The organism is Dellaglioa sp. CoH-57-MRSF-17 (genome assembly GCF_056782015.1).
Map to the genome: position 1 here is coordinate 25,163 of NZ_JBXAXY010000005.1, position 24,347 is coordinate 49,509.

Sequence of the window (24,347 nt, forward strand, 5' to 3'; positions counted from 1 at the left end):
TTAATAGATCTTACTAAGAATGATAAACAACATTAAAGTGATTTTTTATTAATATTAGCATTAATTTTATATTATATATAAATTATAAAAGTCTTTTTTAACTTGAATATTATTGTTTTGAGTTAATTATTTATATATAATATTAAATGCGTAAGGGAGAATTTTAAGGAGTTTTTATGAAAAAATTAATGTCATTTATTTTAGTTGCAATATGTGTTTTTGGTATAGCAATTTTAAGTTCAGATCGTGTAGAGGCTAACAATCCGAATTATGTTCATCTTGCTAATAGATGGAATGATCCTTGGGACGAAACTTATAGAATTCAAAAGTGGAGTAAAACTGCGTATGAATTAAACATCAAAAAGATATCGGGAAAAATACGTGTGGAAGCTTGGGGACACTCTTATAAGGCTGGTCGTACAGGAAATGTATCTGTTTCTAAAGGAAAAAAATATGTTATTAAATCTAAAGGACAGACAAAATTAACTAATTATTTAGTAGAGTGGTATGGAACAGGAAACAATGCATATATTGTAAATAGTATTCATGCATATGGTAGTGCTGATGGTAATTGGAAACCTGATAGATAAGAAGAAATAATGTGCTCTCTTACGCATTATATTAAAATAAAAGATTGGTGTGAAAAAAATGAATTCTTATTGGCTGTCGCGTATGGCGAAGAAACAATATTTTTATGGCATATTAGTGGGTTTTGCTTTAATAGTAGTTCACGTGTCTATGGATATGTTACCTAATAGGACTTATCTAGATGGTTCTAATTTAACTTTTACTGTGATTACAACATGGATAGGTATAGGTGGTACTGGTAGCGATTTTTCAGCTTTATTTTATTTGTTATTACCTTTATTTTCAGTGATTGGTTTGAATCTAATTGTCTTCGAGGATAAACAAACAGGTTTTATTAAACAATATGTACAAAAAAAGGGAATTATTAATTATTCTATTCATTCATTTAGCTTAAGCTTTATTTCAGGATTTTTGATTGGGATACTACCTTTATTATTGGATTTATTAGTAGCATGGTGTTTATTCCCTAATCAACCATTAGATGCTGTATTAAATAATAATCTGGGACTTGCATCGAATTCAACATATTTTATGAAGGACCTTTTCCAGCAATCATATACGGGGATTTTATTTTATATTTTACTTGCAGGTTTGTTCGCAGGTGTTTTTTCTGTAGTTGCCGCGAGTGTTAGTTTATATGTAAAAACAATTTATAGTGTGGTTAGTTTTAGTTTTTTACTGTGCTTATTTATAAGTGTTTTAGCTGCTGTATTTCCTTTTTATCTTGCTGCACCTTTGTCGCTTCCTATGGTAGGAGGACCCGCGGAGGGCCTACCTCCTTTATCATTTATTATGGGGATTTTGTTTTTGGTTCTCATTGTAGCTTATCTTTTTAATTTTATGGGAGTAAAACGTAATGCGATTATTTAAAATATATTTAAAAACTAAACGGTCTCGTGACTGGGTAATAGATATTCTTACGTTCTGTTTATTAATTATTTTATCTCTTTTTGAATATTATTTATTTTTAGGTAATGAAAAGAATAGTTCCTTTATTGACGTAGTCCAAGGAGGACTACAAAATAGTTTAAATATTGAAAATATAATGATTCTTTTCTTTCCAATATTGATATTATTACCCTTTCAGGGTTCTAAATTTCCAATTATGTATTATATAAGAAAACCTTTTTCTTTTTTGAGAGTACAAGTGAATTACTTTTATGCCATATATATTTGTGCATTTGTTATCTCTGGAATCCTTTTTTTAATTTTAAATAAGGATAATTTAAAATATAATATAAATGGCTATCAGCTAGTTACAATGGTTATTTATTTTATCGCAATGTATGTTTTTTATAATTTAATAGCGTCCTTTTATTGCCTCACAGGAAATAAAATTATATCGTTATTTTTAATTTATGGTTATTATCAATTAGAAATATTTTTGAACGAAAGAGGGATTAGATTGTTTTTTAATCATGGCATAATCAGTCTTGGATATAGTGTTAACACGTTATATTTAATTCAAAATATATTCTTTATACTACTCTTTTTTATTATTTTGGAGGTTTTTCAAAGATGGATTTTATCAAAAAAAGAATACTCTATAAATTGAAGTTTTTCAGTATCTTAGTTTTTAGAAATATTTATTTAACGATTTATTATTCTAAATGGCGTACGGTGCTCATTTTTATTATGCTAACGATGATGATCATATTGTGCAAAAGAGATCAAGTGAGTGGTATGACGAGCTTACTATATGGTGCTTCGTTAGATACTGAGGGAGAATCTTTTCCTTTATTTTGGTTCATCTTTGTGATTTCTCCAGCATTAGCTATTGGAAATTCACAAATGTTACTATGGAAATCAGATTTTAAAATTCTACATAATATTGGATATAAAAATTATTTATTTAGCAATTTATTGATGTTAGGAATTTATAATAGTTTTTTTTATTTTTTGATAGTGATTATAAACGGTTTTGGTATCTCACATTTAGCTTTCTATAGTTATCTATTTATATTTAGTTTCACCTATCTTGTATTGTTATCAACAGCGTCATTTTTATTAGATGATTTTATACTACCCTTAATAGGGAGTTTAGCAGTCATAATATTAGATGTTTATATTTCTCACATATCCATTATAGACGCAACAATGCTCTCTAGATTTAACCCTAATCATAATTCGGTTAACATTATAATTTTATTAACGATTATATTGAGTTGCATCATTATCTCACTTATAAAAATTAAAGATATTGATTTTATTTAAAGAAAGTAGTGTAAAAATGAAAATAATAGAGTTGAAAAACATTTCCAAAAGAATTAAGCAAAAAGATATTTTAGTAGATATCAATTTATCAATTGAAGAAGGAATCGTTTGTGGATTCAGTGGGCCAAATGGTGCTGGGAAATCCATGATATTTAATACGATTATTGGGTTTGTAAAGCCTACTGAAGGTGAAGTTTGGGTTAATGGAAAATATATCAGAGTAGATGAACTTTTTTCAAGCAGCATTGCTTTTTCTATGGATAGTATTGGTATGTTAGAAGATTTTTCAGTTCTTAAAAACTTGGACTTAATTAATCAACTAAATAGTCATAAAATGACTAAGAATGAATTGAACGAAATGGTAACTTATGTTGGACTAGATCCTAATGATAAGCGTGCGATTAAACACTATTCATTAGGAATGAAGAAAAGGGCCTCAATTGCTTGTTGTTTAATCAATGATGCACCTATTTTAATATTAGATGAACCTAGTAATGCACTAGACGATAGTGGAAAAGACTTTTTGCGTCAGTTAATTATCGATCAAAAAGCAGCAGGGAAAACAATCCTTATTTCTAATCATGATAGTGTTTTCTTAAACGAAGTGAGTGATAAAATCATTCACATTTCAGAAGGTAGAGTTATTCTAAAATGAAAAATAAAAATTCGTGGAAACTAAGTCAGAGAGGATTACTTATTTTGGGAGGCATCTGCTTACTAGCAAGCGCTGTATGGTTATGGAATGCTCATGCAGCAGTAACCGAACAATATAAAAACAGTCAAATTAAGAATGTGTTTGTAACATCTAATCATCAAAAAATAGTAAATGAAAAATTTGTATTTACTAAAATCAAGCATCACGTCACTAAAGACTCAGACGAAGCTTACTACAATGACAGTATTGATGTCGATATTGAATCAAAAAAAGATGGTGACTTTCCACTCGGAGGGCTATTTGTTATGAATAGTTCTTATGATGTGACCCAATCTGATATGCTTAATGAAAAAGGTGAATCTGATTCTTCGCTGCATGTCGGGATAAATCATAAGACTTTAAAAGCAATTATTAGAAAAGGCTCTGGTAATCGTTCTTTTAATTTAGTGTTTTTAACTTCGTCCAAACCAGGTACTAATATAAAATATATCTATCAAAGTGATTTTAAGTGAATATCACTAGGTAAATTAAATTAATTTAGACAGTCCCGGCAGGTAATGCTAGGGCTGTTTTTTACTATTCTTAAAGTATTCAAATTCAACATAAAAAACCGTCAGTCCGGGGAGACTGACGGAAAAAGGGAGTAGAGATAATTAATTTCAGGGGAGAAATTAGTTATGAGTTAGATTAATTTATTCGGGGAAATAAATTAAAATTTAAAAGTTATTAATTAAGGTATGAAGTTATCATAACAAGTAGTTGTGAAGAAAATGTGACGTAAAAAGGATAAAATATGATTACTTTTTTTGTGGGGTGAAAGTATAGGATATATAATATTTTAGTAGTTTTTACATAAAGATTTTCTTAGAATAAAGCACTATTTGAGCTGATTATTAAATACAACTTTTCTACTACCCTTTAAAATTGATAAAGTGTATATTAAAAGGTAGTAAATATAGTTTAAGAAAGTGTTGCTATGGTTCTTTTAGCTCAAGAATTGTTAAATTATAACTTATAAGACTGTTTAAGGCTAGCAGAAGGTAAATGAAAATTAAAGATTCATTTGAATTGTTTGTAACCTATCAAGTCTATTCTATAATATTTTGATTGAATAAGGGTTGAATAATTAGTCAATTAATTAAAGGTGAAATAATTTATGGAATTAAGATACTTTATGAAGAGTCTAATTGAATAGGGAGTGATCCATATCCGGTACAAGATTATAATATTATATTAAAAAATTTAGAGAGCCTGACTTTGATTATGCAGGAGAGTTACCCAAAATATCTATGGCTTTTAGTACGTCTAGTACAGTAACTAGTGTTGGGGCAGAACTTGGGGTAACTTTAGTTACTATTTTCATAGTCTTTGTAGGTTCCTTAATAATATAGAAGGAGAAGAATATGATAGAATTTGAGATAAAAGTATTAATATTTTTATTAATTGGTACGCTTGTATTTATGATTTTAAAAATGCGGAAATATAAAAAAGAAATTACCGAACTTAATGATGTGGAAAAGAAGCAACAAGAACAAATAAGTAGATTAGAAGGGAAAAATAATGAATAGTTATGATCTAGTTTATCTTGTTATGCCTTTAGTATTATTTTGTATTTGGATTGCTTTCTACATTTACTTATGTGTATGTTTATATAAATATAAGAAAGCTAGACGAAAAGTAATAATTAGTTCTGCTAAACTTAATGAATTAACAACAAAAAAGATATTAGAACTAGAAAAAAAGTTAAAAAAATAGAATAAAAACTAATTAAAAAGAGAAGTAATCAGAAATCAATCTGGAGACTTCTCTTTTTAATTTATTATAGAGCTAATCGATTCTCAGAATAGTCTTGTGTCTAATCTGAGAATATAACCAATTAGGTTGGGCATTAAACTTAGACTTCAAACGTATATTTAATTAGAGACAGTACTCGTAATGTTAAAAAGGGGGACCAAAATAATCTTAGATTGTTATTTATTACTACAGATTATAACGCTTGAATATTATGATTTTATAGTCGATACACTTTAATTTTAAGGGTATAAAAAAACCGTCAGTCCGGGGAGACTGACGGAAAAAGGGAGTAGAGATAATTAATTTCAGGGGAGAAATTAGTTATGAGTTAAATTAATTTATTCGGGGAAATAAATTAAAATTTAAAAGTTATTAATTAAGGTATGAAGTTATCATAACAAGTAGTTGTGAAGAAAATGTGATGTAAAAAAGATAAAATATAAGTAAAATAAAAAAACTTGATTCCGATTAAAAATCAGAATCAAGTTTTTATTAATTATTATTTAGTCTTCTTTTGCAATTTTTTCTTCAATTTTTTTTGATGCTTCTCGAGGTAAGTCACTATCTCTTTCAGCTAGTAAGTTACGGATATCTTTTAAATATTCTTCTGTAGGTGTTAATGTCGTTTCTGAAGATTCTTCTTCCTTATCATTAGATCTACTTGTTGCATTTCTAAGTGCTGTGATTCCTTTAAGCAACATAAAGATAACAAAGGCTACGATTATAAAGTTAATGACATCGTCTAAAAATTGTCCGATTTTGAAAGTTGTATCACCAATTGTGAGAACGATCCCTGACAAGTCAACTTTACCGACGACAAGTGCAATGATAGGACCAATGATGTTAGTTGTGAAAGACTTAACGATTGTTGTAAATGCACCACCAATAATAACAGCGACTGCCAAATCCATCACATTTCCGCGAGTGATAAAATCTCTAAATTCTTTTAACATGTTTGATGAGTCTCCTTTAATTTGGTTAACTGTATCTTAAAGTATAACGGATTTTATAGGATAAGTGAACTGAAAATTGTGAGTTAATAGGTTTGAATGATATAATCAAAGCACAAATTAAAAGCGAGCGAGGAACTAACTATCATGAAACAGGCTAAAAGGAATGTCACATTTTTATTAAGTGTACTGGCAATCATTACTGCGATTATCTGGATCCGTGTTGGAGGGGATAGTTTTTCTTTATCTAATGTATATTTTTATATTGGCATTATATTAATTCTAGTCGGCATTATATTAATTTTGAGCCAAGCACAACTATTCGCTGGCTGGTTTAAACGACGAGATAAAGGTGAATCTAAAGAAGATTATAATGAACGTAAAATTGATGTTAAAAGTGTAGGAAGTAAAAAAAATCGTCCGCTTAAAATATCACCATTGATGCGTAGTTGTTTTATTGTTGGTGCATTATTGATTTTGATTGCTGTATTAGTGACTATTTAAACTAGGGAGATGATGTCATGAATATTTTTTTGGGTATTATCATCGTTTTGTGTTTTGCTGTAGGAGCATACTTTGTAGATGGTGGATTTGCAGAAAATGCTGGATCATTATATAAACAATTTAAGCAATCAAAGTTATCTTTTAGAGAATTTATGCGATTGTTGTTTAGAAGATAATTCGCCAAAAAAACGGACCTAACTTTGATTATTCAAAGTTAGGTCCGTTTTTAATTTATTTAATCAGCTAATGCATATTTTTGGATTGCTTTAGCAACACCTAACTCAACGTTAGTAGCAGTTACTGCTTGAGCATTATCTTTAACTTCTTGAATGGCGTTACCCATGGCAACACCTAGACCTGCTGCTTGGATCATTGATAAATCATTACCTTGATCACCAAGTGCCATAACCTCGTCTTTGGTGAAACCTAATTTATCAGCCAAGGACATAACGGCATTTCCCTTGCTGGCATTTTTGTTTAGGAGTTCTAAAAAGTAAGGTTCACTTTGAACGTAGTAATAATTATCGGTAATTTTTGCGGGTAATTCCTTAACGACACGTGTAATAACTTCAGGATAATCAATATACATCATTTTCGAAATGACGATATTCTTGTCCATTTCTTCAGGTTTTCGGAAACGAATAGGCATTTGAACTAAGAATGACTCTGCCACAGAATATTCACTGATATCAGCATTAGGTGTATACATTAATGCTTGATCTTCAGCATGAACATGGACGTTTAATTCACGACTTGTTTCTTCGATTATGTTGTAATCATTAATATCTAACGTATGATGAATTAAAACTTCACCAGAGCCTGAAACTTGAACTAAAGCACCGTTAAAAGTAATAACAAAATCATCATCTGATGTTAAACCGAGTTTTTCTAAGTATTTTGTAACGCCTGTTAAAGGACGTCCGGTACAAAGGACAACTTTGATGCCAGCAGCTTTAGCAGCTTTAATAGTAGTAATAGTTTCTGGGGCGATTTCTTTTTTATCATTAACGAGAGTACCGTCAATATCGATTGCGATTAATTTAATTGTCATGTTGTGTATTCTCCTTTGGGTTGATTAAAGTATCATTATTAAGATAAGTTCTAAATTGTGTATAAATGTCAGTGAATAAATCGTTCTCTGATTTTACTAATTCTCTTGGGAAGAAGAAACGACGGTCGCCTGATACTTTACCAGTAATAGAAGCAACGAGGTCACTGACGCTAGATAATTCAACAAGTGAACCATCTTCTTGAGCTAATTCGATTTGGGTGCGCGGCTTATCTTTGGTTGGATCATAGGCATCATAAGGTAAGTCGTAACTGTCATTTTCTGCCGTATAGTAGTCAGGTTGAAAGCCAGCTGATTCAATAAGACGTTCTAGAGTAGGTAATAAATCAACAGTCTCTTCATCAAATTTGATTGATTTAAATGGTTTGCGATCCAGGAAACGGACAGCTAAGTCACTTAAGATATTATCAGTATTTTGACGCCATTCCGTGAAGTAAGTGGTTAAAACACCGTCATCTAATTGTAAATAATCATCTAATGAAAATTCATTTTTAAAAAGTGGAATCAATAATTTTGGTGAATCCTCGGCACTTAAGCGATTATTTTCGTATAGGTATTTAGCCCGATTTAATAAATGACTTAAAATAACTTCCATTGATCTAGAAATAGGATGGAAATAAACTTGGACGTACATTTGGAATCGGCTGACAATATAATCTTCAACGGCATGCATCCCATTGATATCAAATGCAATCCCGCCTTTATAAGGACGCATCACACGTAAAATCCGAGTTAAGTCAAATGTACCATAATTTGTACCAGTGTAGTAAGAATCACGTAATAAGTAATCCATTCGATCAGCGTCTATTTGACTCGAAATCAATTGGACAACTTGTGGATTAGGGTACGTTTTTTGAATAACACTTGCCACTTTTTCTGGGAAATCAGCAGAAACTTTTGCTAAAACTTGATTAATCTCAGTTGATGGATCAGTTAAAATTTGAGCAGTGATAGCTTCGTGGTCCGTTTTGAAAATGTGCTCGAAAGTATGTGAGTATGGACCATGGCCGATATCGTGTAAAAGAGCAGCGCATAACGCCACTAATTTTTCGGAGTCGTCCCATAAACCGTCGCCAGCTTCTTTGCTTGGATAATTTCGTTGGAAATTATCGCAGATTCGACGTGTGATTTCATAAACACCCACGGAATGGGTGAAACGTGAATGTTCCGCTCCATGAAAAGTTAATGAAGTTGTACCGAGCTGTTTAATTCGGCGTAAACGTTGGAATTCTTTAGTATTAATTAAATCTAAAATAACTTGATGTTGCACATAAATGTAATCGTGAATAGGATCACGTAACACTTTTTCTCTAGCAAGTAACGGCGATTGTTCGAGCAATAGAATCCCTCCTCGAAAATTTAGATAGTAAATAAGTTCGTAATACTTCTATTATAACGAACATTCGTAATTTAGTCATGACATAATGATGATTATAGGTAACGACATTCATTTAAATCTAAGTTATAATACAGTGAAACGATAAGGTGAATGGAGGAATTAAGTTGTATGGCAATCACGTTAGATAAACAAATTGCGATCCATTTGGAAACAATTAAAACACAAGAAGGCGAAGTTGAACGCTATGTCATCGAAACAACGGGACAACTCGTTCGTTTAGGCGATGGGATGTATATCAGATATAAAGAAGAAGACGCAGAGTCTGGTAAAAAAAATCCAGTTACCTTTAAATTGCAAGATGATGGTGAAATTCAATTAACTCGAGAAACAGATGATATACGCACAAAATTAATTTTTTTAGCGCAAAAAAAAATTAATGGGGTTTATAAAACAGCGTATGGTCGTATTCCAATTGAAATTGAAACAACGCAATTAAAAAGTCAGTTAAATAGCCAACCAATTTCGGGATCACTTGATATTGATTATCGCTTAACAACAAGCGGTGAATTGTTGGGAGACTATAATATACGATTGCAATTTACGGCATAAAAATGTATGATTAAGAGTAGACTTTTGGAAAGGACGTGTGCTAGTTGGAGCTTAAACAATTCGATGGCCAAAACAAAGACGAGTTATCAATGATCGAGGTTGCTCACGCAATCTTATCGCAACATGGTGACGTCATGGGTTTTGCTGACTTAACTAATGAAATCCAAACATATCTTGGTAAAAATGATTTAGAAGTGAGAGATCGCTTATCACAATTTTACACAGATTTAAATGCTGATGGTAGCTTCATTTCACTTGGAGAGAACTTATGGGGATTACGTTCATGGTATCCCTTCGATTCAATCGATGAAGCTGTTGCTCATGTAGAAGATGAAGACGATGAAGATCGTCCTAAACGTAAAAAACGTAAGAAAGTTAATGCTTTCTTAGCAGATGCCGCTGATGATGATGACGTTATTGATTACAATGATGATGATCCTGAGGACGACGATTTAGATGCAACTTATGAAGATGACGACGAAGATGATGATGAAGATACAGAAATTAAAGGTTATGATAAAGATTTAGATGAAATAGCTGATAGTAATTCTGATGATGAAGAAGAATTACCAGAAGGTATTGAAGATCAATTATCTGAAATATCCGATGAAGATGCAGAAGACGACGAGGAAAATAATTAAAAGGACTTGACGATTTCGTCAAAACCCTGTAATATATTTTTTGGGCGCCTCGCAGGTATTTCTTGCGAGGACAAACGCACGGTTGATACAAGCTCCCTACACTGATTAGATTATTCTACTCGGCTTAGGGGGCTTGTTGTTTTTTATAGACATAATGAACAATAACTATCAGGCCACAAACACAGAATCCCCACAAAAATTAACCCAAAGGAGATTTATAATGACCAAATATATATTTGTTACAGGTGGCGTTGTTTCGTCAATTGGTAAAGGGATTGTTGCAGCATCTCTTGGCCGTTTATTAAAGAATAGAGGCTTGAAAGTTACTATTCAAAAGTTTGATCCTTATATCAATGTGGATCCAGGAACAATGAGTCCCTATCAACATGGGGAAGTTTTCGTAACTGATGATGGTACAGAGACTGATTTAGATCTTGGTCATTATGAACGTTTTATTGATATTAACTTAAATCAATATTCAAACGTAACGACTGGTAAAATTTATTCAGAAGTTTTACAAAAAGAACGTCGTGGTGATTATTTGGGTGCCACAGTTCAAGTTATACCACATATTACAAATACAATTAAAGAAAAAATTATGCGTGCTGGAACAACAACGGATTCTGATGTTGTAATTACTGAAATAGGTGGAACTGTTGGTGATATTGAATCATTGCCTTTCCTTGAAGCATTACGTCAAATGAAAGCTGATGTCGGTTCAGATAATGTTATTTATATTCATACAACATTGATTCCTTACCTAAAAGCTGCAGGTGAAATGAAAACGAAACCTACACAACATAGTGTTAAAGAATTACGCGGATTGGGTATTCAACCAGATATGTTGGTTGTTCGGACTGAAGAACATATCTCGCAAGATATGCGTAATAAATTAGCTAATTTCTGTGATGTTGAACCAGAAGCCGTTATTGAATCAATGGATGTTGATACATTATATACGATTCCTTTAGCGTTACAAAAACAAAAAATGGACCAAATCGTTGTTGATCATTTGAAATTAACAACACCAGAAGCAGATATGACTGAATGGCAAAAACTTGAAACACAAGTTTTAAATTTGAAGAAAACAATCAATATTGCGTTGGTTGGTAAATATGTTAAATTGCCAGATGCTTATATTTCTGTTGCCGAAGCATTGAAACATGCTGGATACACTGTTGATGCTGATGTTAAAATCACAATGGTTGATGCAGAAAAATTAGATGAAAGTAATATTGTTGAAACGTTGCAAGATGCTGATGGAATCATCGTTCCAGGAGGATTCGGTAATCGTGGACTTGAAGGGATGATTCTTTCAATTCAATATGCGCGTGAAAATAATGTTCCATTCTTAGGTGTTTGTCTTGGTATGCAAATGGCATGTATTGAATTTGCACGTAACGTTGTTGGGCTCCAAGGCGCACATTCAACTGAAGCTGTTCCAGAAACACCACATAACATTATCGACTTGATGACAGATCAAGAAGATGTTGAAGATATGGGTGGAACACAACGTCTTGGTTTATATCCATGTAAATTAAAACCAGGAACGGTAGCAGCTGCAGCTTATGATAATCAAGAAGTTATCCAAGAACGTCACCGTCATCGTTATGAATTTAATAACGAATACCGTGAACAACTTGCTGATAAAGGATTGGTTTTTGCTGGAACATCTCCAGATAATCGTTTAGTTGAAGTTGTTGAAATTCCTGAAAATAAATTCTTTGTGGCAGCTCAATACCATCCAGAATTTTTATCAAGACCACAACGTCCAGAAGGTTTATTCCAAGCCTTTGTGAACGCTACAGTTTAATAAATGTAATTGAAAGAGATAATAACAATTTGTTATTATCTCTTTTTTTATGTCTAAAAGGGTTGTATTTAATATGTGTACTATGTATTATAGTACACATGGATGAGGTGAGATAATTGCAAATTAATAAGACGAGTAGTAAACCGTTTTATGAACAATTGATATCAGGTATAAAAGAAGATATTTTTAAAGGAATTTTGCAGACAGAAGACAAGTTGCCGTCAGTTAGAGAAATGGCTAAAATTCATGAAATGAATCCAAATACGGTTAGTAAAGCGTATAAAGTTTTAGAATCACAGGATGTAATCGTGACAGTTAAAGGTCGAGGGACATATGTCAAAGCCAATAATGAGAGCAATCGCGATGAACGACAAATCCAAAAAAATCGTGAGGCATTGTTAGATACGATTAAAGAAGTGACCTATCTCGGTGTCCAAGAAGATGAGATTCAGGGTTGGGTTAAGTCGTATTTTGAAAAGGAGGACTAAGAATGGGATTTGAAATTAAAGGTTTATCAGAGAAAATTAGTGACAAAGAGATACTTAATGATATTAATATGTCTTTAGTCCCAGGGGAAATAGTGGGTCTAATTGGTCGTAATGGAGTTGGTAAAACAACCTTATTCAGATCAATTTCAGGCCAATACATACCAGATCAAGGTGATATTTTAATTGATGATCAATGGATGAAAGAAGATTCATCATTGAAGGAAAAACTCTTTTATTTAGATACACAGAATAATTTTTTAGACAGCTACACAATAGATAAGATTGTCGAATTCTATGAACTCGCTTATCAAACGTTTGATCGTCAAAAATATGATAATTGGGTCACAGAATACAACCTACCTAAACAAACAAAATATCGTCAATTTTCTAAAGGGATGCAAGGATTATTTAATATTATTTTGGCCTTTTCCACTGGTGCACCATATGTTATTTTAGATGAACCACTGGACGGGTTAGATGTAATTGTCCGTAAACAAGTTTTCCAAATTATTATTGATGCCGTTGCTGAAGACCAGCGAAGTGTACTTATTTCTTCACATAATTTAGAAGAATTAGATCGATTAATCGATCGCGCAATGGTTTTAAAAGATGGACATATTGTGAGTGATTATCGTTTGGAAGACACGCGTTCAGAATCACGAAAAGTTCAATTGGTGTTTAAATCAAAAGAAATTCCAGCTTTCATTAAAGAAAATAGCCGAGCAATGAGTATTCAAGGTCGTGTCGTCACTGTTTTATTTGAACACTATTCAGATGAAATTGAAGCTCAAATTGAAGCTGAAGATCCGGCATTATTCGAAGAATTACCGTTAACGTTGGAAGATTTATTCCGAGCAAGTCTTTCGGCTAAAGAAAATACCGGAGGTGGGAAGTAGTGACAGTTAATAGAAGATTGAATCAGATTATTTGGCAGAGATATAAGTGGATTGTTTTATCACTTGTTGCACTTATTGTGGTTGTTATGGGGTTTACACTACATAATTCGGTTGACACTACGGGAATAGACGCGGCCAATCTTACTTATACAGAGTTTGTTCAAAGTGAAAAAGATTCGGCAAAAGCGGATCATCGTAAAATAGGTTCAGTTAGCAGAGCAACATATGAAAAAAATAATATTAAAATAAAAGATGTAAGTATTCATGATGGTACATTTCAAAATGCAAAAACAGCACTAGTTATTTTTAGTCTGGGTGCTATCTTATTAGGGATATTTACTAATATGTATGATATGCAAACTAAATTTAATGAATTTATATTTTCAAGCTCATTTTCTAGAAAACGCATTTTCTTAAAAAAAATTGGTCTAATGTTACTACCTGCCTTACTTACTTTTATTGTAGGTTCAATTATAACAACATTTGTTGCTGATGTAGCTATCTCAGTAAGTAATCCAAATTTTATATCAGATAGAATGATACATTTATTCTTAGATAGTAGTCAATTGATTGCGCTATACAGTGTTGGCCTTGTGGTAGGTGTTTTAGTTCGTCGGGTTGTAGCATCTGTCGTCACTGCGTTGGGATTCACTGGCTCGGCCTTGATATGGTTTGCTTACTTTGAAGGATTCATTTTTGATCAAACGCAAGACATGTCTAATACTTATTATCTTGTACTAGGATTTATATACTTGATTGCTGGGTTATTGATGATAGTGATGGCAGTTCATTATTTCAACAAATTATCATTAGAACAGGATAGTCCTTATTTACAATTCGATTATTTAAAACTACCACTACTCATTTTTACAACGGCTTATATAGCTATTTTAATGGCTGTAGTTAATTATGATACAATTGGGGAAAAAATAGGATATGGCTTGATAAGCGGCTGTATTACAGTCATTGTTGCTTATATTGTTATTTATCGTCCACAAAATATTAGTCAAAAATTGCAACGTATTTTTTCGAAAAATAAAAAATAAAAGTAAAATGGCTACCTATTTCTCTAAGAATAGGTAGCCATTTTGACCTTACAGACTTGTTAGTATGTAATAAAAGGGAATTGTGCTAAACTACTGTTTATAGGAATGTAAAAGCAATTATTGGGAGGGATTCAATTTGAAAGAAATGTTAACAATAAACAATTTAACTAAAAGTTTCGGTAAAAAGGTAGTCCTCAAAGGTATTAATTTTACAATCGCAGAAGGTGAGATTGTTGGGCTTGTTGGTGCTAATGGCGCTGGTAAAACAACCATCATGAAATCAATTCTTGGATTATCAAATTACCAAACTGGAGAAATAACAATTGACGGTAAAATTGTATCAACAACTAGCCATCAAGGGTTAGAAGAAGTTGGTGCCTTAATTGAATATCCTGGTATCTATCCATTTTTAAGTGGCTATGATCATTTAAAATTATTCTCTGAAATCAATACCAAAGAAGAATTAGATGAAATTGTTGCTGATTTGCATATGACAGATTACATTAATCGTAAAGCTAAATCATATTCATTAGGAATGAAGCAAAAATTAGGAATTGCATTAGCTTTATTAAATAGACCAAGATTAATTATTTTAGATGAACCTATGAACGGATTAGATCCTCAAGCAACACGTGATGTCCGCGAACTTGTTTTAAAGTTATCTAAACGCGGGACAGCGTTCTTGATTTCAAGTCATATTTTAGGTGAATTAGAGAAAATTGTTGATCACTTTATTATTTTAAATGAAGGTAAAATAATGAAAGCAATGTCTACTACTGAATTAAGTGATAGTAGTAAGCGATATGTTTTACTAGAGACGACGTCAAACGAGCAAGCTAAAGTTCTTTTAAAGGCCGCTAATTATGAATTGGCAGTTGATCAAACAGTTAAAGTAAAGGTAGACGAACAAGATACTTTAGCAAATATTATCCAAGTGCTCTACGATAATAAAATTCAAATAAATGATGTACGTCATCAAGAACATGATATGGAAGAATCACTATTGAATTTATTAGATAGTAATGACGGAGGTAAGGCTTAATGTTAACTTTAGTTAAACAAGAATTATTTAAGTTAGGTAAAAAGAAATCTACAGCGATTATATCAGCGATATTACTTGTTTTTATTTTTGGGGTAGCACTTTTAACAAAAATATATAGTTCGATTTTCGATCCAGCAAGCATGGTACAAAGTGGATTTGGATCTATTCAATTAATTATTTTCATTTTAATTGCGTCAGCAAGTGTTATTATTGCTATGGAAACACAGTTTGGTACAATTAAGGATTTGCTTTATCGGAAATATTCACGTGGAGCTGTTTTAGCTAGTAAATGGCTTACAATATTAATCTATTCGATTTATTTGAATGTTTTAATATTCGTGGCTTCAATTATAGCTAAATTAGTGCTTTTACCAATGGTATCCTTGTCAGATAAAATAGATAACCAAACGATTGTTATGTCTTTAATAACAACGTTAGTGGGGAATTTTATTAGTACCTGGTTGATTTTAAGTTTGGTATTATTATTGGCTAGTATCTTTAGTAGTTCAGGTGCTTCGATTGCAGCTGGTATTGTTTTTTATTTCTTAACATCTATTTTATCAGGAATCCAAATGTTAGCTATTGCTAAATGGGATTGGATTAAATGGAATCCACTTAATATGATGAATTTAAGTAATCAGTGGGCAGACGGACAGGAGTTTGAAAAACTAACTCAATTAACGAATAACGAATTGATTATAGGTAATCTAGCTTATACGGCACTATTTTTATTTTTAGGTTATTTTGTTTTCAAACGTAAAAATGTTTAAAAAAAGTGTATCGTCAATTAATTTTTGACGATACACTTTTTTTGTCCAATAATTATGAGTAGCTTAAAATGACTATTACTAAAGATACAAGTCAAATACTGCAATCTGTGGAGGTACTAGGAATCGAGCTGAGATTCGAGATGTTCCAATACCACTATTAACATATAATTTTGTATTGTTCTTTAGTGTATAAAGGCCACTAGAGTAGCCACCATCTCCGTCATGATCAGATAATAATCCTTTATTAGTGAAAGGAATACGAATTTGGCCACCATGTGTGTGACCACTTAAAATTAAATCGACGGTATTAAATGAACCATTTGACAAACTAGGTTCATGAGCCATTAAAATATGGTACGTTGAATTGGATTTATCAGGAGCTACTGTCGTTTGGACATCGGGGATACCTAATTGAGAGTCATCTACACCACCCAACCAAATGGATGAATTTCCACCTACATTGATAGTCGTTGAACTATTTTTAAGGACAGTAAAACCACCTTGATTCATTACAGTAGTGTAAACTCTGGCTGCACCGCCACCGTAATCTTTATTTCCATATACTGCGTATTTTCCATAGGTTGATTTAATTTCACTTAGTTTTTGAACAATAGCTGTTACGGGATGGTATTGATTGTAATTGCTGAATAAATCACCTGTAAATAAGACCAAATCTGGTTTTTCTTGATTGATTTTATTAACAATTTTTCCGAAATTTTCAGGTGTATAATCATCTGCTATTTCGACATCACTAATTTGCACAATTTTAAGTTTCTTTTTAGTAGTATCTGCCTTATTTAAAGCAATATTTTTAACGACAACGCGGTAAGGCTCTATTTTAAATGCGTAAAAGGTACATGCGGCACTTACTATTAATAGGATGAAAATGACACTTAATATTTTTTTCTTCGTGATAGTATCATGCCTCCGTTTGATTAGTTAACTAAAAAAACCTACAGTAAGATTTTTAGTCTAAAACTGTAAGTTCTTCTTAAAACCTATATGGTTAGTTTTATTTATGAAATCCAAGAACTAATAGCTGACCAGATAGCGTTAAAAAATGAAACAATTGCGTCCCAAATTTTTTGTAGGAAGTTTCGATTTTCAGCTGTGTCTAATTTGCTGAAAATATCTTTAGCACCATCTTGAATATTTGTTGCAACTTTACTTGCTTGTGATTTGAAATTTGATGAATCTAAAGCACCTGAATCACGAATCTTGATTAACACGGCAATAATATCTTGTTTTTGATTATCAGTAATGACATTTGTTAAGTTATTATTTGTGATTTGGTTATTTACAATAGTAGTAATTTGATTATTTGTAATAGAACTACCTTCTTTAGCCATATCATTTTTAGCACCGGCTACAGCGTTATTCAATTGTGAATCAGTATACCCATCTTTGCTTTTATTGGCTTGTGTAATGTCACTTAAAGTCGACATTTCATTTTGTGCGGCAGTGACTTGTTTTGTATTTAGAGCGTCCCCGTTTGTAGCGAAGGCTGCATAAACACCAGCTAAAGCACCTGATCCATCTATTGGTGTAGCAGAAGTGACATAGATATTGGCATCAGTTACACCAGCTGTTAATGCGGCGTTTTTATATTGGTTTTCTGTAATTGTGGTGATGTTATTTTTACCATTGTAGTCTAAAATTTCAACGTTGATACCAGAACCACTGCTCGTTTTTTGAACCATAGCAGATGACCAGACACCTGAAGTTGATGTAAATGAGCCACCAGAACTATTGAGATATTTAACTAAAGTTGCGCCATTTACGGGTAATGTCGAATATGAAGAACTACCGTTTAAGCTAGCTGTTAAAGTTGAAAGTGTTCCTGATTTTTGTGAATCTGTTAAACTTGTTCCTAATGTGACAACTGGATTTGACCAGTCAGTTGTTGTGCCCGATGTTGATGAAGCTGAGCTTGAATCATTAGTTGCAGCAGAGGCAACAGATCCTAGACTCAAGACAGCTAATGTTGTAAGAGTTACTGTATAAATTAATTGTCTGAATTTCATAATGGTTTGCTCCTTAAATAGCATGTATTTTAATTTTATTATACCTATCTGATGAAGGAATCATAATAATTGAGTTTGAATAATAGAAAAAATTAAGATTTATCATCATTGAGAGATTTCTTTGTAAGTGAGACAATGAGCGCATCATTTAATCTAGCAACATAATTTTGAGTAGTATGGTATGACTAATTTAAATAAAACTAACGACTGAATGGGAGAATAACGATGACAAAAAAGATGACGGATACCTTTAGATTCAGGCGGGGATTGGAATTGAAAAATAGAATCTTAATGGCGCCAATGACCGTTAAGATGAGCTACTATGATGAAGTTGTTACACATGATGAATCAGATTATTATGCACTACATTCAGGCGAAGTTGGGGCTGTTATTACGGCAGCTACCAGTGTCCAAGCAAATGGAAAAGGTTGGGAAGGCTCACTTGCCATCTATGATGATAAGTTTATTCCCGGGCTAACGAGATTGGCATCGGCAATCAAAAAGAATGGGACTAAAGCTATTTTACAAATTTTCCATGCGGGTCGTATGACAAATTCAACGGTACTTAGAGGACAATTACCAGTTTCAGCCAGTGCTGTTGCGGCAGAAAGACCAGACGCAGAAATTCCTAAAGCATTGTCAGAAACTGAAATTTTAGAGTTGATTGAATCCTTTAAATCAGCAACAAAACGAGCAATTAAAGCGGGATTTGATGGCGTTGAACTGCATGGTGCGAATACGTATTTACTACAACAATTTTTTTCACCACACTCAAATAGACGTCATGATGCTTGGGGTGGCACGCTTGATAAGCGATTTAAATTCATTAATGATGTAGTTGATGGTGTTATTGAGAGTGTTGATCAATCAGGTGTAAAAGATTTTATTGTTGGTTACCGCTTTTCGCCTGAAGAATATGAAAAGCCAGGTATTAGTATGGAAGATTCAATGATTTTGATTGATAAACTTGCTGATAAAAAATTAGATTATCTACATATCTCATTAGGTAAGTATAATAGTGTTTCGAGAAATATAAATTTCAATGAAAAATCAAGAATGGATTATGTCCAAGAAAAGATAAATGGTCGTGTTCCATTAATCGGGGTAGGAGATGTTCGGACTCGGGAAGATGTTAATGGTGTTTTGGCTAACGCTGATTTAGTAGCCGTTGGTCGTTCACTCTTAATTGATCCTAAGTGGACATCAAAGTTATTGAATGGACAAGAAGAAACTATAAAAAGAACCTTAGCTAAAAATGATCGGGAAAAATTAATGGTTAGCGATGGTGCTGTTGAATTTTTAAAAGATATGATGCCTGAGCGGTTAGTTGATTAAAAAACAAAACTAAATCTAGACAAATAGTGTGTTGCAAATTTAATTTGCCGCATGCTATTTTTAGTTGCGGCCCTTTCAACTAGCGGTTGCCTGTTGCACCCCTTGCTGTATGCTAATATTTGAGATGTTAAATAGAGGAAAGAAGGTTATAGGGATGAAAATTATATTTGCGGAACAACTCGTTAAAATACGTAAAGAGAAAAAAATGTCACAAGAAGAATTGGCAAATCAATTGTTTGTATCAAGACAAGCTGTATCAAAATGGGAAACAGGAGAAGCTGAACCTGATTTGGGAAAAATTGAATCGGTAGCCAAAATTTTAGACGTCCCTGTAGAAATATTACTTTTTGGTGGCGATGCCAGTGAAAAAAACGTCAGAGTTTAAAACTAGAATTAAACGATTTATAGAAGAAGATGAATCAGATAAAGATTGGCACGAAAATCATAGATGGCGTGAGTGGCAATATAAACCGATTAATAATGGGTGGGAATTCCTAGCTCGCTATTACTGGATTATTTTTGCACTCATTGGCATGATTGCATGGGGGATTATGGGTCTAAAATAGATATGATAATAAAGAAGCTTTCAATACTTGTCTACAAACAAGTATTGAAAGCTTCTTTATTTTACCGGAACAACTTTTATTTCAGTTGAGTCATCATGAATGACAATGTATAACGTTTGAGTTTCTTCTTTATCAAAGAAACCGAGATTAATACAGGGTAAACCATCGATTTCTTCCACGCCAACGAAACGATCCGTAAATATCTGACGAACCATTTTACCCATTTCTTTATGGGCATTTGCTTTAGCGGCAGCTGTTTTAAGTGTAAATCCAGAGTCTAAGTAAGATTTAATTAATCGAATAATTGATAAGGTATGGTAAGAATATTTTCTATTCTGATTTTTATTAGTATTAATAGAATCAATAAAGCCTTTTTGTTCCCAATAACGAATTTGACTCTGAGTGAGCCCAGTTGTTTCGGCAATTTCACCGATTCCGATTGAAAATGTATCATTCTTCATAATAACGGCCATTCTTTTTGCATAATCTTTAATGTTTGCAATATCGTCCATATCTGCCAAACGAATATACCTCCTAAATAAAAATTTATCTAACAATCTCATTGTGATGTTTACTATACTGATTATATATATATTAAAACGTTTGTCAACTTACTTGACATTAAAGCGAGATAGTCTTATATTAGTCTTCGAAGATAAATTAAAGAAAAAGAAGGTTTTAAGTATGGATGGATTAGATGCAAAGGGTAAACCATATAATCGCCCCATGCTAATTGCAATTTTATTAGTAGGGACATTTTGTACGGTTTTGAATCAAACAATTTTAGCAACTGCATTTCCAACATTAATGGATGAATTTGACGTAACAACGTCAACTGTTCAATGGTTAACAACAGGATTTATGTTAGTCAACGGGATTTTAATTCCAGTTAGTGCATGGTTAAGTAGTCGTGTAAATACCAAATGGTTATACATAGGTGCTATTGGTATCTTTGAATTAGGAACAGTTTTAGCATTTATCGCACCTAATTTTGGGGTATTGTTAACAGCTCGCTTAGTTCAAGCAGTCGGTGTTGGGGTAACAATGCCTTTATTACAAACGATTATGCTTTCAATTTTCCCACCCGAAAAACGTGGTGCTTCAATGGGACTTGCCGGTTTAGTTATCGGACTAGCTCCTGCAATTGGACCTACACTTTCAGGTTGGGTTATTGATAATGCTTCATGGCGTGATCTTTTTGGTATGATTATTCCATTAGTAGGAATTGTTTTTGTGGCTTCTTTCTGGTTTATGAAACCGGTCATCAAAACACACAAATCTAAAATTGATGTCTTATCATTGATTTTATCAACAATTGGATTTGGTGGCTTACTTTATGGATTCTCAACAGTTGGAGATAACGGCTGGGGAAGTACCTCAGTACTTAGTTTCCTTGTTGTGGGTGTTATTTTTATTGGTTTATTCATATGGCGTCAATTAACAATGGAAAATCCTTTCTTGGAATTACGTGTTTTTGCTTCCCAAGAATACACAATTGCAGCCGTTTTAAGTTCAATTGTTAACATGGCTATGATCGGTGTTGAAATGATTCTACCAATGTATCTCCAAATTGTACGTGGAGATAGCGCATTTGAGTCAGGATTAACCTTATTGGCTGGTGCTTTAATGATGGGGATTATGAGTCCGATAACGGGACGATTATTCGATATTTATGGTGCTAAGAAATTGGCAACTGGTGGTATGTTCTTATTAACACTTGGTACAATTCCATTCGTTTTCTTAACAAAAGATACGCCAACTTTATACATCACAATTATGTATGCAGTTCGTATGTTTGGGATTTCAATGGTTATGATGCCAACAACAACATCAGGGATGAATGCATTACCAGCTAACTTGATGGGTCATGGAACGGCTGTTAATAATACAGCTCGTCAAATCGCAAGTTCAATCGTAACAGCGGTTATGATTTCCGTTCTAACAAATGTAACAACAGCTGCATTACCAGCTAAATCAATGCTTAAATCGGCACCATTAGATTACAAAACAAAAGCTATTGATGCGACATTAAGTGGTTATCATGCTGCCTTTATCATCGCAGTCGTTTTCTGTGTGGTTGGGCTCGGATTTTCATTCTTCTTAAAATCAAAACAACAAGTTTTAAAAAATGGAGGTAATAAATAATGATTATTTTATTATTAATTCTTTCAATTATTTTATTCTTCCTTACGTGGAACCTCATCCGTAATAATGTACTGAGCTACATTTTAGGTGGCATTTTTGCACTTTGTATTATTCTTACAGGTGGCTTAATTGTTGCTAACTACAGTGCACATTATGGAATGGAAAAAGTAACGACAACTAAGACAGAACAATTAGCTTCTAGTTCTAAAGAGATGGACATGTTACTATATCAGCCTATCGGTACAGATGGATCTGAAAAAGTCGTTATTTATAAAAATACGGCATCACAAAAGAAAACAAAGGCAACTAAGACAGACGATACAACTAGCAAGATTGTTGAAAATGCTAAGAGTAACAAATTAGTTACTAAAGAAACCCGTTGGACTTATAAAGGTAATGGGTATCGATTAATGTTTGGTATCGCTAATAACGATAAAACTTTAGTAAAACGTACGCATACATTCTACGTTAAAAAGAGTTGGACAACATTAACGGTTAAGCAAGCTAAGGCCATGCCTAAAATTGCTAAAGTAGAAGCAGCTAAAATGAATACAAAGGCAGGAAAAGCTAAACTTGCTGCGGATGGTGCTACTTTTGTTAAAGCAGCTGTCACAAATGCTATGATGAAAGATGCATCAATCTCGAAAGCTGATCAAGCTAAGATTGCAGAACAAGCAACAACAATTTTCAAGGCACAAACAAAAGCAAAAGTAATGCAAAACGTATTAAAAGAAGTTAAAGAAATTAAATAAACCGTTATTTATTTAGTAACCACACTAGTTTATCCAACTAATGTGGTTATTTTTTTAAATTAAAACGTGAATTATAAAATAAACAATGCTATAATACGTTAATGGCATAAACGATAAAGGAGTTTCTTTGAATGAAAAAGAAAATTATAATTTGGATTGTCAGTATTTTAGTGTTATTAGCGGTTGCAATTACAGGGGGTAGTTTCTATCTCTATCACTATGCCATTCAAAATACAGAAAAAACATTAACGGGAACATCAAAAGGAACACCAAAGCGAACAATTGAAGCAAAAAAATGGTTGGCCAGTACTAAAAAAGAAAACTGGACAGAAACATCAGCAGGTGAAAATTTAAAATTAGTTGCTGACTATGTACCGGCGGCAACTAAATCTTTAAAAACAGTTGTTGTGGCACATGGTTACATGGAAAATAAAGAAAGTATGGCTTCATATATAAAATTATTTCATGATAATGGCTATAACGTTTTAGCGCCAGATGATCGAGGCCAAGGTAAAAGTCAGGGCGATTATATTGGTTTCGGATGGAAAGATCGCTTAGATTACATTAAATGGACCAAAAAATTAATTGCCGAAAAGGGAACAGATCAAAAGATTGGCTTGTTTGGAGTTAGCATGGGTGGTGCTACTGTCATGATGATGAGTGGTGAAAAGTTACCAACTCAAGTTAAAGCAATTGTTGAAGATTGTGGTTATACAAATGTTGAAGATTTGTTAGCTTATCAATTGAAACTCCAATTCAATTTACCAAAAGAACCATTAATAACAACTTCTAGTTGGGTAACTCAGTTACGTGCGGGCTACTCTTTTGCAGAAGCTGACTCTGTTAAACAATTAAAGAAAAATAAATTACCAACATTATTCATTCATGGCGACAAGGATGATTTCGTTCCTAGCGCAATGGTTTATGACAACTACAAAGCCTCAGCAGGTACGAAGGAATTGTGGATTGTGAAGGGCGCAGGTCACGGAAAAGCGTTCAGTAAGGATCCAGAATTATATACTAAAAAAGTCGTTAAGTTTATGAATGATAATTTAGATTAATAATAAAATCATTTATTTTTTAAATAACATCAAAAAGTGTGGGGGT

29 protein-coding genes are annotated in these 24,347 nt (G+C 32.7%); 23 read left to right on the top strand and 6 right to left on the bottom strand.

Annotated elements, in window-relative coordinates; translation table 11 throughout:
* Positions 1-176 precede the first annotated feature (176 nt).
* From AC1RPJ_RS06025 to AC1RPJ_RS06055, 7 genes are all read left to right on the top strand, one after another.
* The gene (locus AC1RPJ_RS06025; protein ID WP_481761786.1) at positions 177-590 is read left to right on the top strand and encodes a hypothetical protein; all 414 of its coding nucleotides are present in this window, start codon (positions 177-179) and stop codon (positions 588-590) included.
* 58 nt (positions 591-648) lie between these two features.
* A complete protein-coding gene (locus AC1RPJ_RS06030; protein WP_481762192.1) occupies positions 649-1,458 on the top strand; it encodes a hypothetical protein in 810 nt (269 codons plus the stop codon).
* Positions 1,445-2,143 (top strand): hypothetical protein, encoded by a 699-nt coding sequence (locus AC1RPJ_RS06035; RefSeq protein ID WP_481761784.1) that lies wholly within the window; start codon positions 1,445-1,447, stop codon positions 2,141-2,143. The genes AC1RPJ_RS06030 and AC1RPJ_RS06035 overlap by 14 nt, the downstream gene beginning before the upstream one ends.
* Entirely contained in the window at positions 2,107-2,802 is a 696-nt protein-coding gene (locus tag AC1RPJ_RS06040) for a hypothetical protein (RefSeq protein WP_481761783.1), read from the top strand. Before AC1RPJ_RS06035 ends, AC1RPJ_RS06040 begins: the two co-directional genes overlap by 37 nt.
* 16 nt (positions 2,803-2,818) lie before the next feature.
* A complete protein-coding gene (locus AC1RPJ_RS06045; protein ID WP_481761782.1) occupies positions 2,819-3,457 on the top strand; it encodes an ATP-binding cassette domain-containing protein in 639 nt (212 codons plus the stop codon).
* Positions 3,454-3,969 carry a hypothetical protein gene (locus AC1RPJ_RS06050; protein ID WP_481761781.1) on the top strand — a complete coding sequence of 172 codons (516 nt, stop codon included), beginning with the start codon at positions 3,454-3,456 and terminating at the stop codon, positions 3,967-3,969. Before AC1RPJ_RS06045 ends, AC1RPJ_RS06050 begins: the two co-directional genes overlap by 4 nt.
* Positions 3,970-4,860: 891 nt before the next feature.
* Complete coding sequence (locus AC1RPJ_RS06055) at positions 4,861-5,025, top strand: hypothetical protein (RefSeq protein ID WP_481761780.1); 165 nt, start codon at positions 4,861-4,863, stop codon at positions 5,023-5,025.
* Between the two features lie 729 nt (positions 5,026-5,754).
* On the opposite strand, the gene mscL is transcribed toward AC1RPJ_RS06055, so the two are convergent.
* Positions 5,755-6,204, bottom strand: coding sequence for a large conductance mechanosensitive channel protein MscL (gene mscL / locus AC1RPJ_RS06060; protein ID WP_409021944.1), 450 nt, complete (start codon positions 6,202-6,204; stop codon positions 5,755-5,757).
* Positions 6,205-6,348: 144 nt separating this feature from the next.
* On the opposite strand from mscL, the gene AC1RPJ_RS06065 reads away from it, so the two are divergent.
* Complete coding sequence (locus AC1RPJ_RS06065; protein ID WP_481761779.1) at positions 6,349-6,705, top strand: DUF3899 domain-containing protein; 357 nt, start codon at positions 6,349-6,351, stop codon at positions 6,703-6,705.
* A 17-nt stretch (positions 6,706-6,722) separates the two neighbouring features.
* Complete coding sequence (locus AC1RPJ_RS06070) at positions 6,723-6,881, top strand: hypothetical protein (RefSeq protein WP_481761778.1); 159 nt, start codon at positions 6,723-6,725, stop codon at positions 6,879-6,881.
* Positions 6,882-6,940: 59 nt separating this feature from the next.
* On the opposite strand, the gene yidA is transcribed toward AC1RPJ_RS06070, so the two are convergent.
* Both yidA and AC1RPJ_RS06080 read right to left on the bottom strand, forming a co-directional pair.
* Positions 6,941-7,756, bottom strand: a complete 816-nt coding sequence (gene yidA / locus AC1RPJ_RS06075; RefSeq protein ID WP_409021948.1) for a sugar-phosphatase — start codon at positions 7,754-7,756, stop codon at positions 6,941-6,943.
* Entirely contained in the window at positions 7,746-9,113 is a 1,368-nt protein-coding gene (locus tag AC1RPJ_RS06080; protein WP_481761777.1) for an HD domain-containing protein, read from the bottom strand. Before AC1RPJ_RS06080 ends, yidA begins: the two co-directional genes overlap by 11 nt.
* 168 nt (positions 9,114-9,281) lie before the next feature.
* Between AC1RPJ_RS06080 and AC1RPJ_RS06085 the strand changes: the two genes are divergently transcribed.
* The 8 genes from AC1RPJ_RS06085 (at position 9,282) to AC1RPJ_RS06120 (ending at position 16,418) form a co-directional block, all read left to right on the top strand.
* Entirely contained in the window at positions 9,282-9,722 is a 441-nt protein-coding gene (locus AC1RPJ_RS06085; RefSeq protein WP_481761776.1) for a YwiB family protein, read from the top strand.
* A 44-nt stretch (positions 9,723-9,766) separates the two neighbouring features.
* Positions 9,767-10,363, top strand: coding sequence for a DNA-directed RNA polymerase subunit delta (rpoE, locus tag AC1RPJ_RS06090; protein WP_481761775.1), 597 nt, complete (start codon positions 9,767-9,769; stop codon positions 10,361-10,363).
* Positions 10,364-10,583: 220 nt separating this feature from the next.
* Entirely contained in the window at positions 10,584-12,176 is a 1,593-nt protein-coding gene (locus AC1RPJ_RS06095) for a CTP synthase (RefSeq protein WP_481761774.1), read from the top strand.
* A 116-nt stretch (positions 12,177-12,292) separates the two neighbouring features.
* Positions 12,293-12,664, top strand: a complete 372-nt coding sequence (locus AC1RPJ_RS06100) for a GntR family transcriptional regulator (protein WP_481761773.1) — start codon at positions 12,293-12,295, stop codon at positions 12,662-12,664.
* Positions 12,665-12,666: 2 nt separating this feature from the next.
* On the top strand, positions 12,667-13,560 hold the full coding sequence (locus AC1RPJ_RS06105) for an ATP-binding cassette domain-containing protein (RefSeq protein ID WP_481761772.1): 894 nt from the start codon (positions 12,667-12,669) through the stop codon (positions 13,558-13,560).
* The gene (locus AC1RPJ_RS06110; RefSeq protein ID WP_481761771.1) at positions 13,560-14,606 is read left to right on the top strand and encodes a hypothetical protein; all 1,047 of its coding nucleotides are present in this window, start codon (positions 13,560-13,562) and stop codon (positions 14,604-14,606) included. Before AC1RPJ_RS06105 ends, AC1RPJ_RS06110 begins: the two co-directional genes overlap by 1 nt.
* A gap of 145 nt (positions 14,607-14,751) precedes the next feature.
* A complete protein-coding gene (locus AC1RPJ_RS06115) occupies positions 14,752-15,648 on the top strand; it encodes an ABC transporter ATP-binding protein (RefSeq protein WP_481761806.1) in 897 nt (298 codons plus the stop codon).
* On the top strand, positions 15,648-16,418 hold the full coding sequence (locus AC1RPJ_RS06120; RefSeq protein WP_481761770.1) for an ABC transporter permease: 771 nt from the start codon (positions 15,648-15,650) through the stop codon (positions 16,416-16,418). The genes AC1RPJ_RS06115 and AC1RPJ_RS06120 overlap by 1 nt, the downstream gene beginning before the upstream one ends.
* Positions 16,419-16,496: 78 nt before the next feature.
* Here the strand turns inward: AC1RPJ_RS06120 and AC1RPJ_RS06125 are convergent, their stop codons facing one another.
* Together AC1RPJ_RS06125 and AC1RPJ_RS06130 are read right to left on the bottom strand one after the other, a co-directional pair.
* Complete coding sequence (locus AC1RPJ_RS06125) at positions 16,497-17,180, bottom strand: metallophosphoesterase (RefSeq protein ID WP_481761769.1); 684 nt, start codon at positions 17,178-17,180, stop codon at positions 16,497-16,499.
* A 254-nt stretch (positions 17,181-17,434) separates the two neighbouring features.
* A complete protein-coding gene (locus AC1RPJ_RS06130; protein ID WP_481761768.1) occupies positions 17,435-18,442 on the bottom strand; it encodes a DUF1002 domain-containing protein in 1,008 nt (335 codons plus the stop codon).
* A gap of 225 nt (positions 18,443-18,667) precedes the next feature.
* Here AC1RPJ_RS06130 and AC1RPJ_RS06135 point away from each other — a divergent pair, with 225 nt between their 5' ends.
* The 3 genes from AC1RPJ_RS06135 (at position 18,668) to AC1RPJ_RS06145 (ending at position 20,343) form a co-directional block, all read left to right on the top strand.
* Positions 18,668-19,777, top strand: a complete 1,110-nt coding sequence (locus AC1RPJ_RS06135) for an NADH-dependent flavin oxidoreductase (protein WP_481761767.1) — start codon at positions 18,668-18,670, stop codon at positions 19,775-19,777.
* A 154-nt stretch (positions 19,778-19,931) separates the two neighbouring features.
* The gene (locus AC1RPJ_RS06140) at positions 19,932-20,162 is read left to right on the top strand and encodes a helix-turn-helix domain-containing protein (protein ID WP_481761766.1); all 231 of its coding nucleotides are present in this window, start codon (positions 19,932-19,934) and stop codon (positions 20,160-20,162) included.
* A complete protein-coding gene (locus tag AC1RPJ_RS06145) occupies positions 20,140-20,343 on the top strand; it encodes a hypothetical protein (protein WP_481761765.1) in 204 nt (67 codons plus the stop codon). The genes AC1RPJ_RS06140 and AC1RPJ_RS06145 overlap by 23 nt, the downstream gene beginning before the upstream one ends.
* Positions 20,344-20,399: 56 nt before the next feature.
* Here AC1RPJ_RS06145 and AC1RPJ_RS06150 read toward each other — a convergent pair whose 3' ends face one another.
* Positions 20,400-20,855 (bottom strand): MerR family transcriptional regulator, encoded by a 456-nt coding sequence (locus AC1RPJ_RS06150; RefSeq protein ID WP_481761805.1) that lies wholly within the window; start codon positions 20,853-20,855, stop codon positions 20,400-20,402.
* Between the two features lie 172 nt (positions 20,856-21,027).
* Between AC1RPJ_RS06150 and AC1RPJ_RS06155 the strand changes: the two genes are divergently transcribed.
* From AC1RPJ_RS06155 to AC1RPJ_RS06165, 3 genes are all read left to right on the top strand, one after another.
* Complete coding sequence (locus tag AC1RPJ_RS06155; protein WP_481761764.1) at positions 21,028-22,488, top strand: MDR family MFS transporter; 1,461 nt, start codon at positions 21,028-21,030, stop codon at positions 22,486-22,488.
* Positions 22,488-23,240, top strand: a complete 753-nt coding sequence (locus AC1RPJ_RS06160; protein WP_481761763.1) for a DUF4811 domain-containing protein — start codon at positions 22,488-22,490, stop codon at positions 23,238-23,240. Before AC1RPJ_RS06155 ends, AC1RPJ_RS06160 begins: the two co-directional genes overlap by 1 nt.
* Before the next feature lie 131 nt (positions 23,241-23,371).
* On the top strand, positions 23,372-24,301 hold the full coding sequence (locus AC1RPJ_RS06165) for an alpha/beta hydrolase (RefSeq protein ID WP_481761762.1): 930 nt from the start codon (positions 23,372-23,374) through the stop codon (positions 24,299-24,301).
* The last annotated feature ends 46 nt before the right edge of the window (positions 24,302-24,347 follow it).

Bases quoted from the DNA above. Each gene is read 5' to 3' on its own strand.
- AC1RPJ_RS06025 (WP_481761786.1), top strand. From the start codon at position 177: ATGAAAAAATTAATGTCATTTATTTTAGTTGCAATATGTGTTTTTGGT.
- AC1RPJ_RS06030 (WP_481762192.1), top strand. From the start codon at position 649: ATGAATTCTTATTGGCTGTCGCGTATGGCGAAGAAACAATATTTTTAT.
- AC1RPJ_RS06035 (WP_481761784.1), top strand. From the start codon at position 1,445: ATGCGATTATTTAAAATATATTTAAAAACTAAACGGTCTCGTGACTGG.
- AC1RPJ_RS06040 (WP_481761783.1), top strand. From the start codon at position 2,107: ATGGATTTTATCAAAAAAAGAATACTCTATAAATTGAAGTTTTTCAGT.
- AC1RPJ_RS06045 (WP_481761782.1), top strand. From the start codon at position 2,819: ATGAAAATAATAGAGTTGAAAAACATTTCCAAAAGAATTAAGCAAAAA.
- AC1RPJ_RS06050 (WP_481761781.1), top strand. From the start codon at position 3,454: ATGAAAAATAAAAATTCGTGGAAACTAAGTCAGAGAGGATTACTTATT.
- AC1RPJ_RS06055 (WP_481761780.1), top strand. From the start codon at position 4,861: ATGATAGAATTTGAGATAAAAGTATTAATATTTTTATTAATTGGTACG.
- mscL (WP_409021944.1), bottom strand. From the start codon at position 6,204: ATGTTAAAAGAATTTAGAGATTTTATCACTCGCGGAAATGTGATGGAT.
- AC1RPJ_RS06065 (WP_481761779.1), top strand. From the start codon at position 6,349: ATGAAACAGGCTAAAAGGAATGTCACATTTTTATTAAGTGTACTGGCA.
- AC1RPJ_RS06070 (WP_481761778.1), top strand. From the start codon at position 6,723: ATGAATATTTTTTTGGGTATTATCATCGTTTTGTGTTTTGCTGTAGGA.
- yidA (WP_409021948.1), bottom strand. From the start codon at position 7,756: ATGACAATTAAATTAATCGCAATCGATATTGACGGTACTCTCGTTAAT.
- AC1RPJ_RS06085 (WP_481761776.1), top strand. From the start codon at position 9,282: ATGGCAATCACGTTAGATAAACAAATTGCGATCCATTTGGAAACAATT.
- AC1RPJ_RS06095 (WP_481761774.1), top strand. From the start codon at position 10,584: ATGACCAAATATATATTTGTTACAGGTGGCGTTGTTTCGTCAATTGGT.
- AC1RPJ_RS06105 (WP_481761772.1), top strand. From the start codon at position 12,667: ATGGGATTTGAAATTAAAGGTTTATCAGAGAAAATTAGTGACAAAGAG.
- AC1RPJ_RS06115 (WP_481761806.1), top strand. From the start codon at position 14,752: ATGTTAACAATAAACAATTTAACTAAAAGTTTCGGTAAAAAGGTAGTC.
- AC1RPJ_RS06120 (WP_481761770.1), top strand. From the start codon at position 15,648: ATGTTAACTTTAGTTAAACAAGAATTATTTAAGTTAGGTAAAAAGAAA.
- AC1RPJ_RS06130 (WP_481761768.1), bottom strand. From the start codon at position 18,442: ATGAAATTCAGACAATTAATTTATACAGTAACTCTTACAACATTAGCT.
- AC1RPJ_RS06135 (WP_481761767.1), top strand. From the start codon at position 18,668: ATGACAAAAAAGATGACGGATACCTTTAGATTCAGGCGGGGATTGGAA.
- AC1RPJ_RS06140 (WP_481761766.1), top strand. From the start codon at position 19,932: ATGAAAATTATATTTGCGGAACAACTCGTTAAAATACGTAAAGAGAAA.
- AC1RPJ_RS06150 (WP_481761805.1), bottom strand. From the start codon at position 20,855: ATGGACGATATTGCAAACATTAAAGATTATGCAAAAAGAATGGCCGTT.
- AC1RPJ_RS06155 (WP_481761764.1), top strand. From the start codon at position 21,028: ATGGATGGATTAGATGCAAAGGGTAAACCATATAATCGCCCCATGCTA.
- AC1RPJ_RS06160 (WP_481761763.1), top strand. From the start codon at position 22,488: ATGATTATTTTATTATTAATTCTTTCAATTATTTTATTCTTCCTTACG.
- AC1RPJ_RS06165 (WP_481761762.1), top strand. From the start codon at position 23,372: ATGAAAAAGAAAATTATAATTTGGATTGTCAGTATTTTAGTGTTATTA.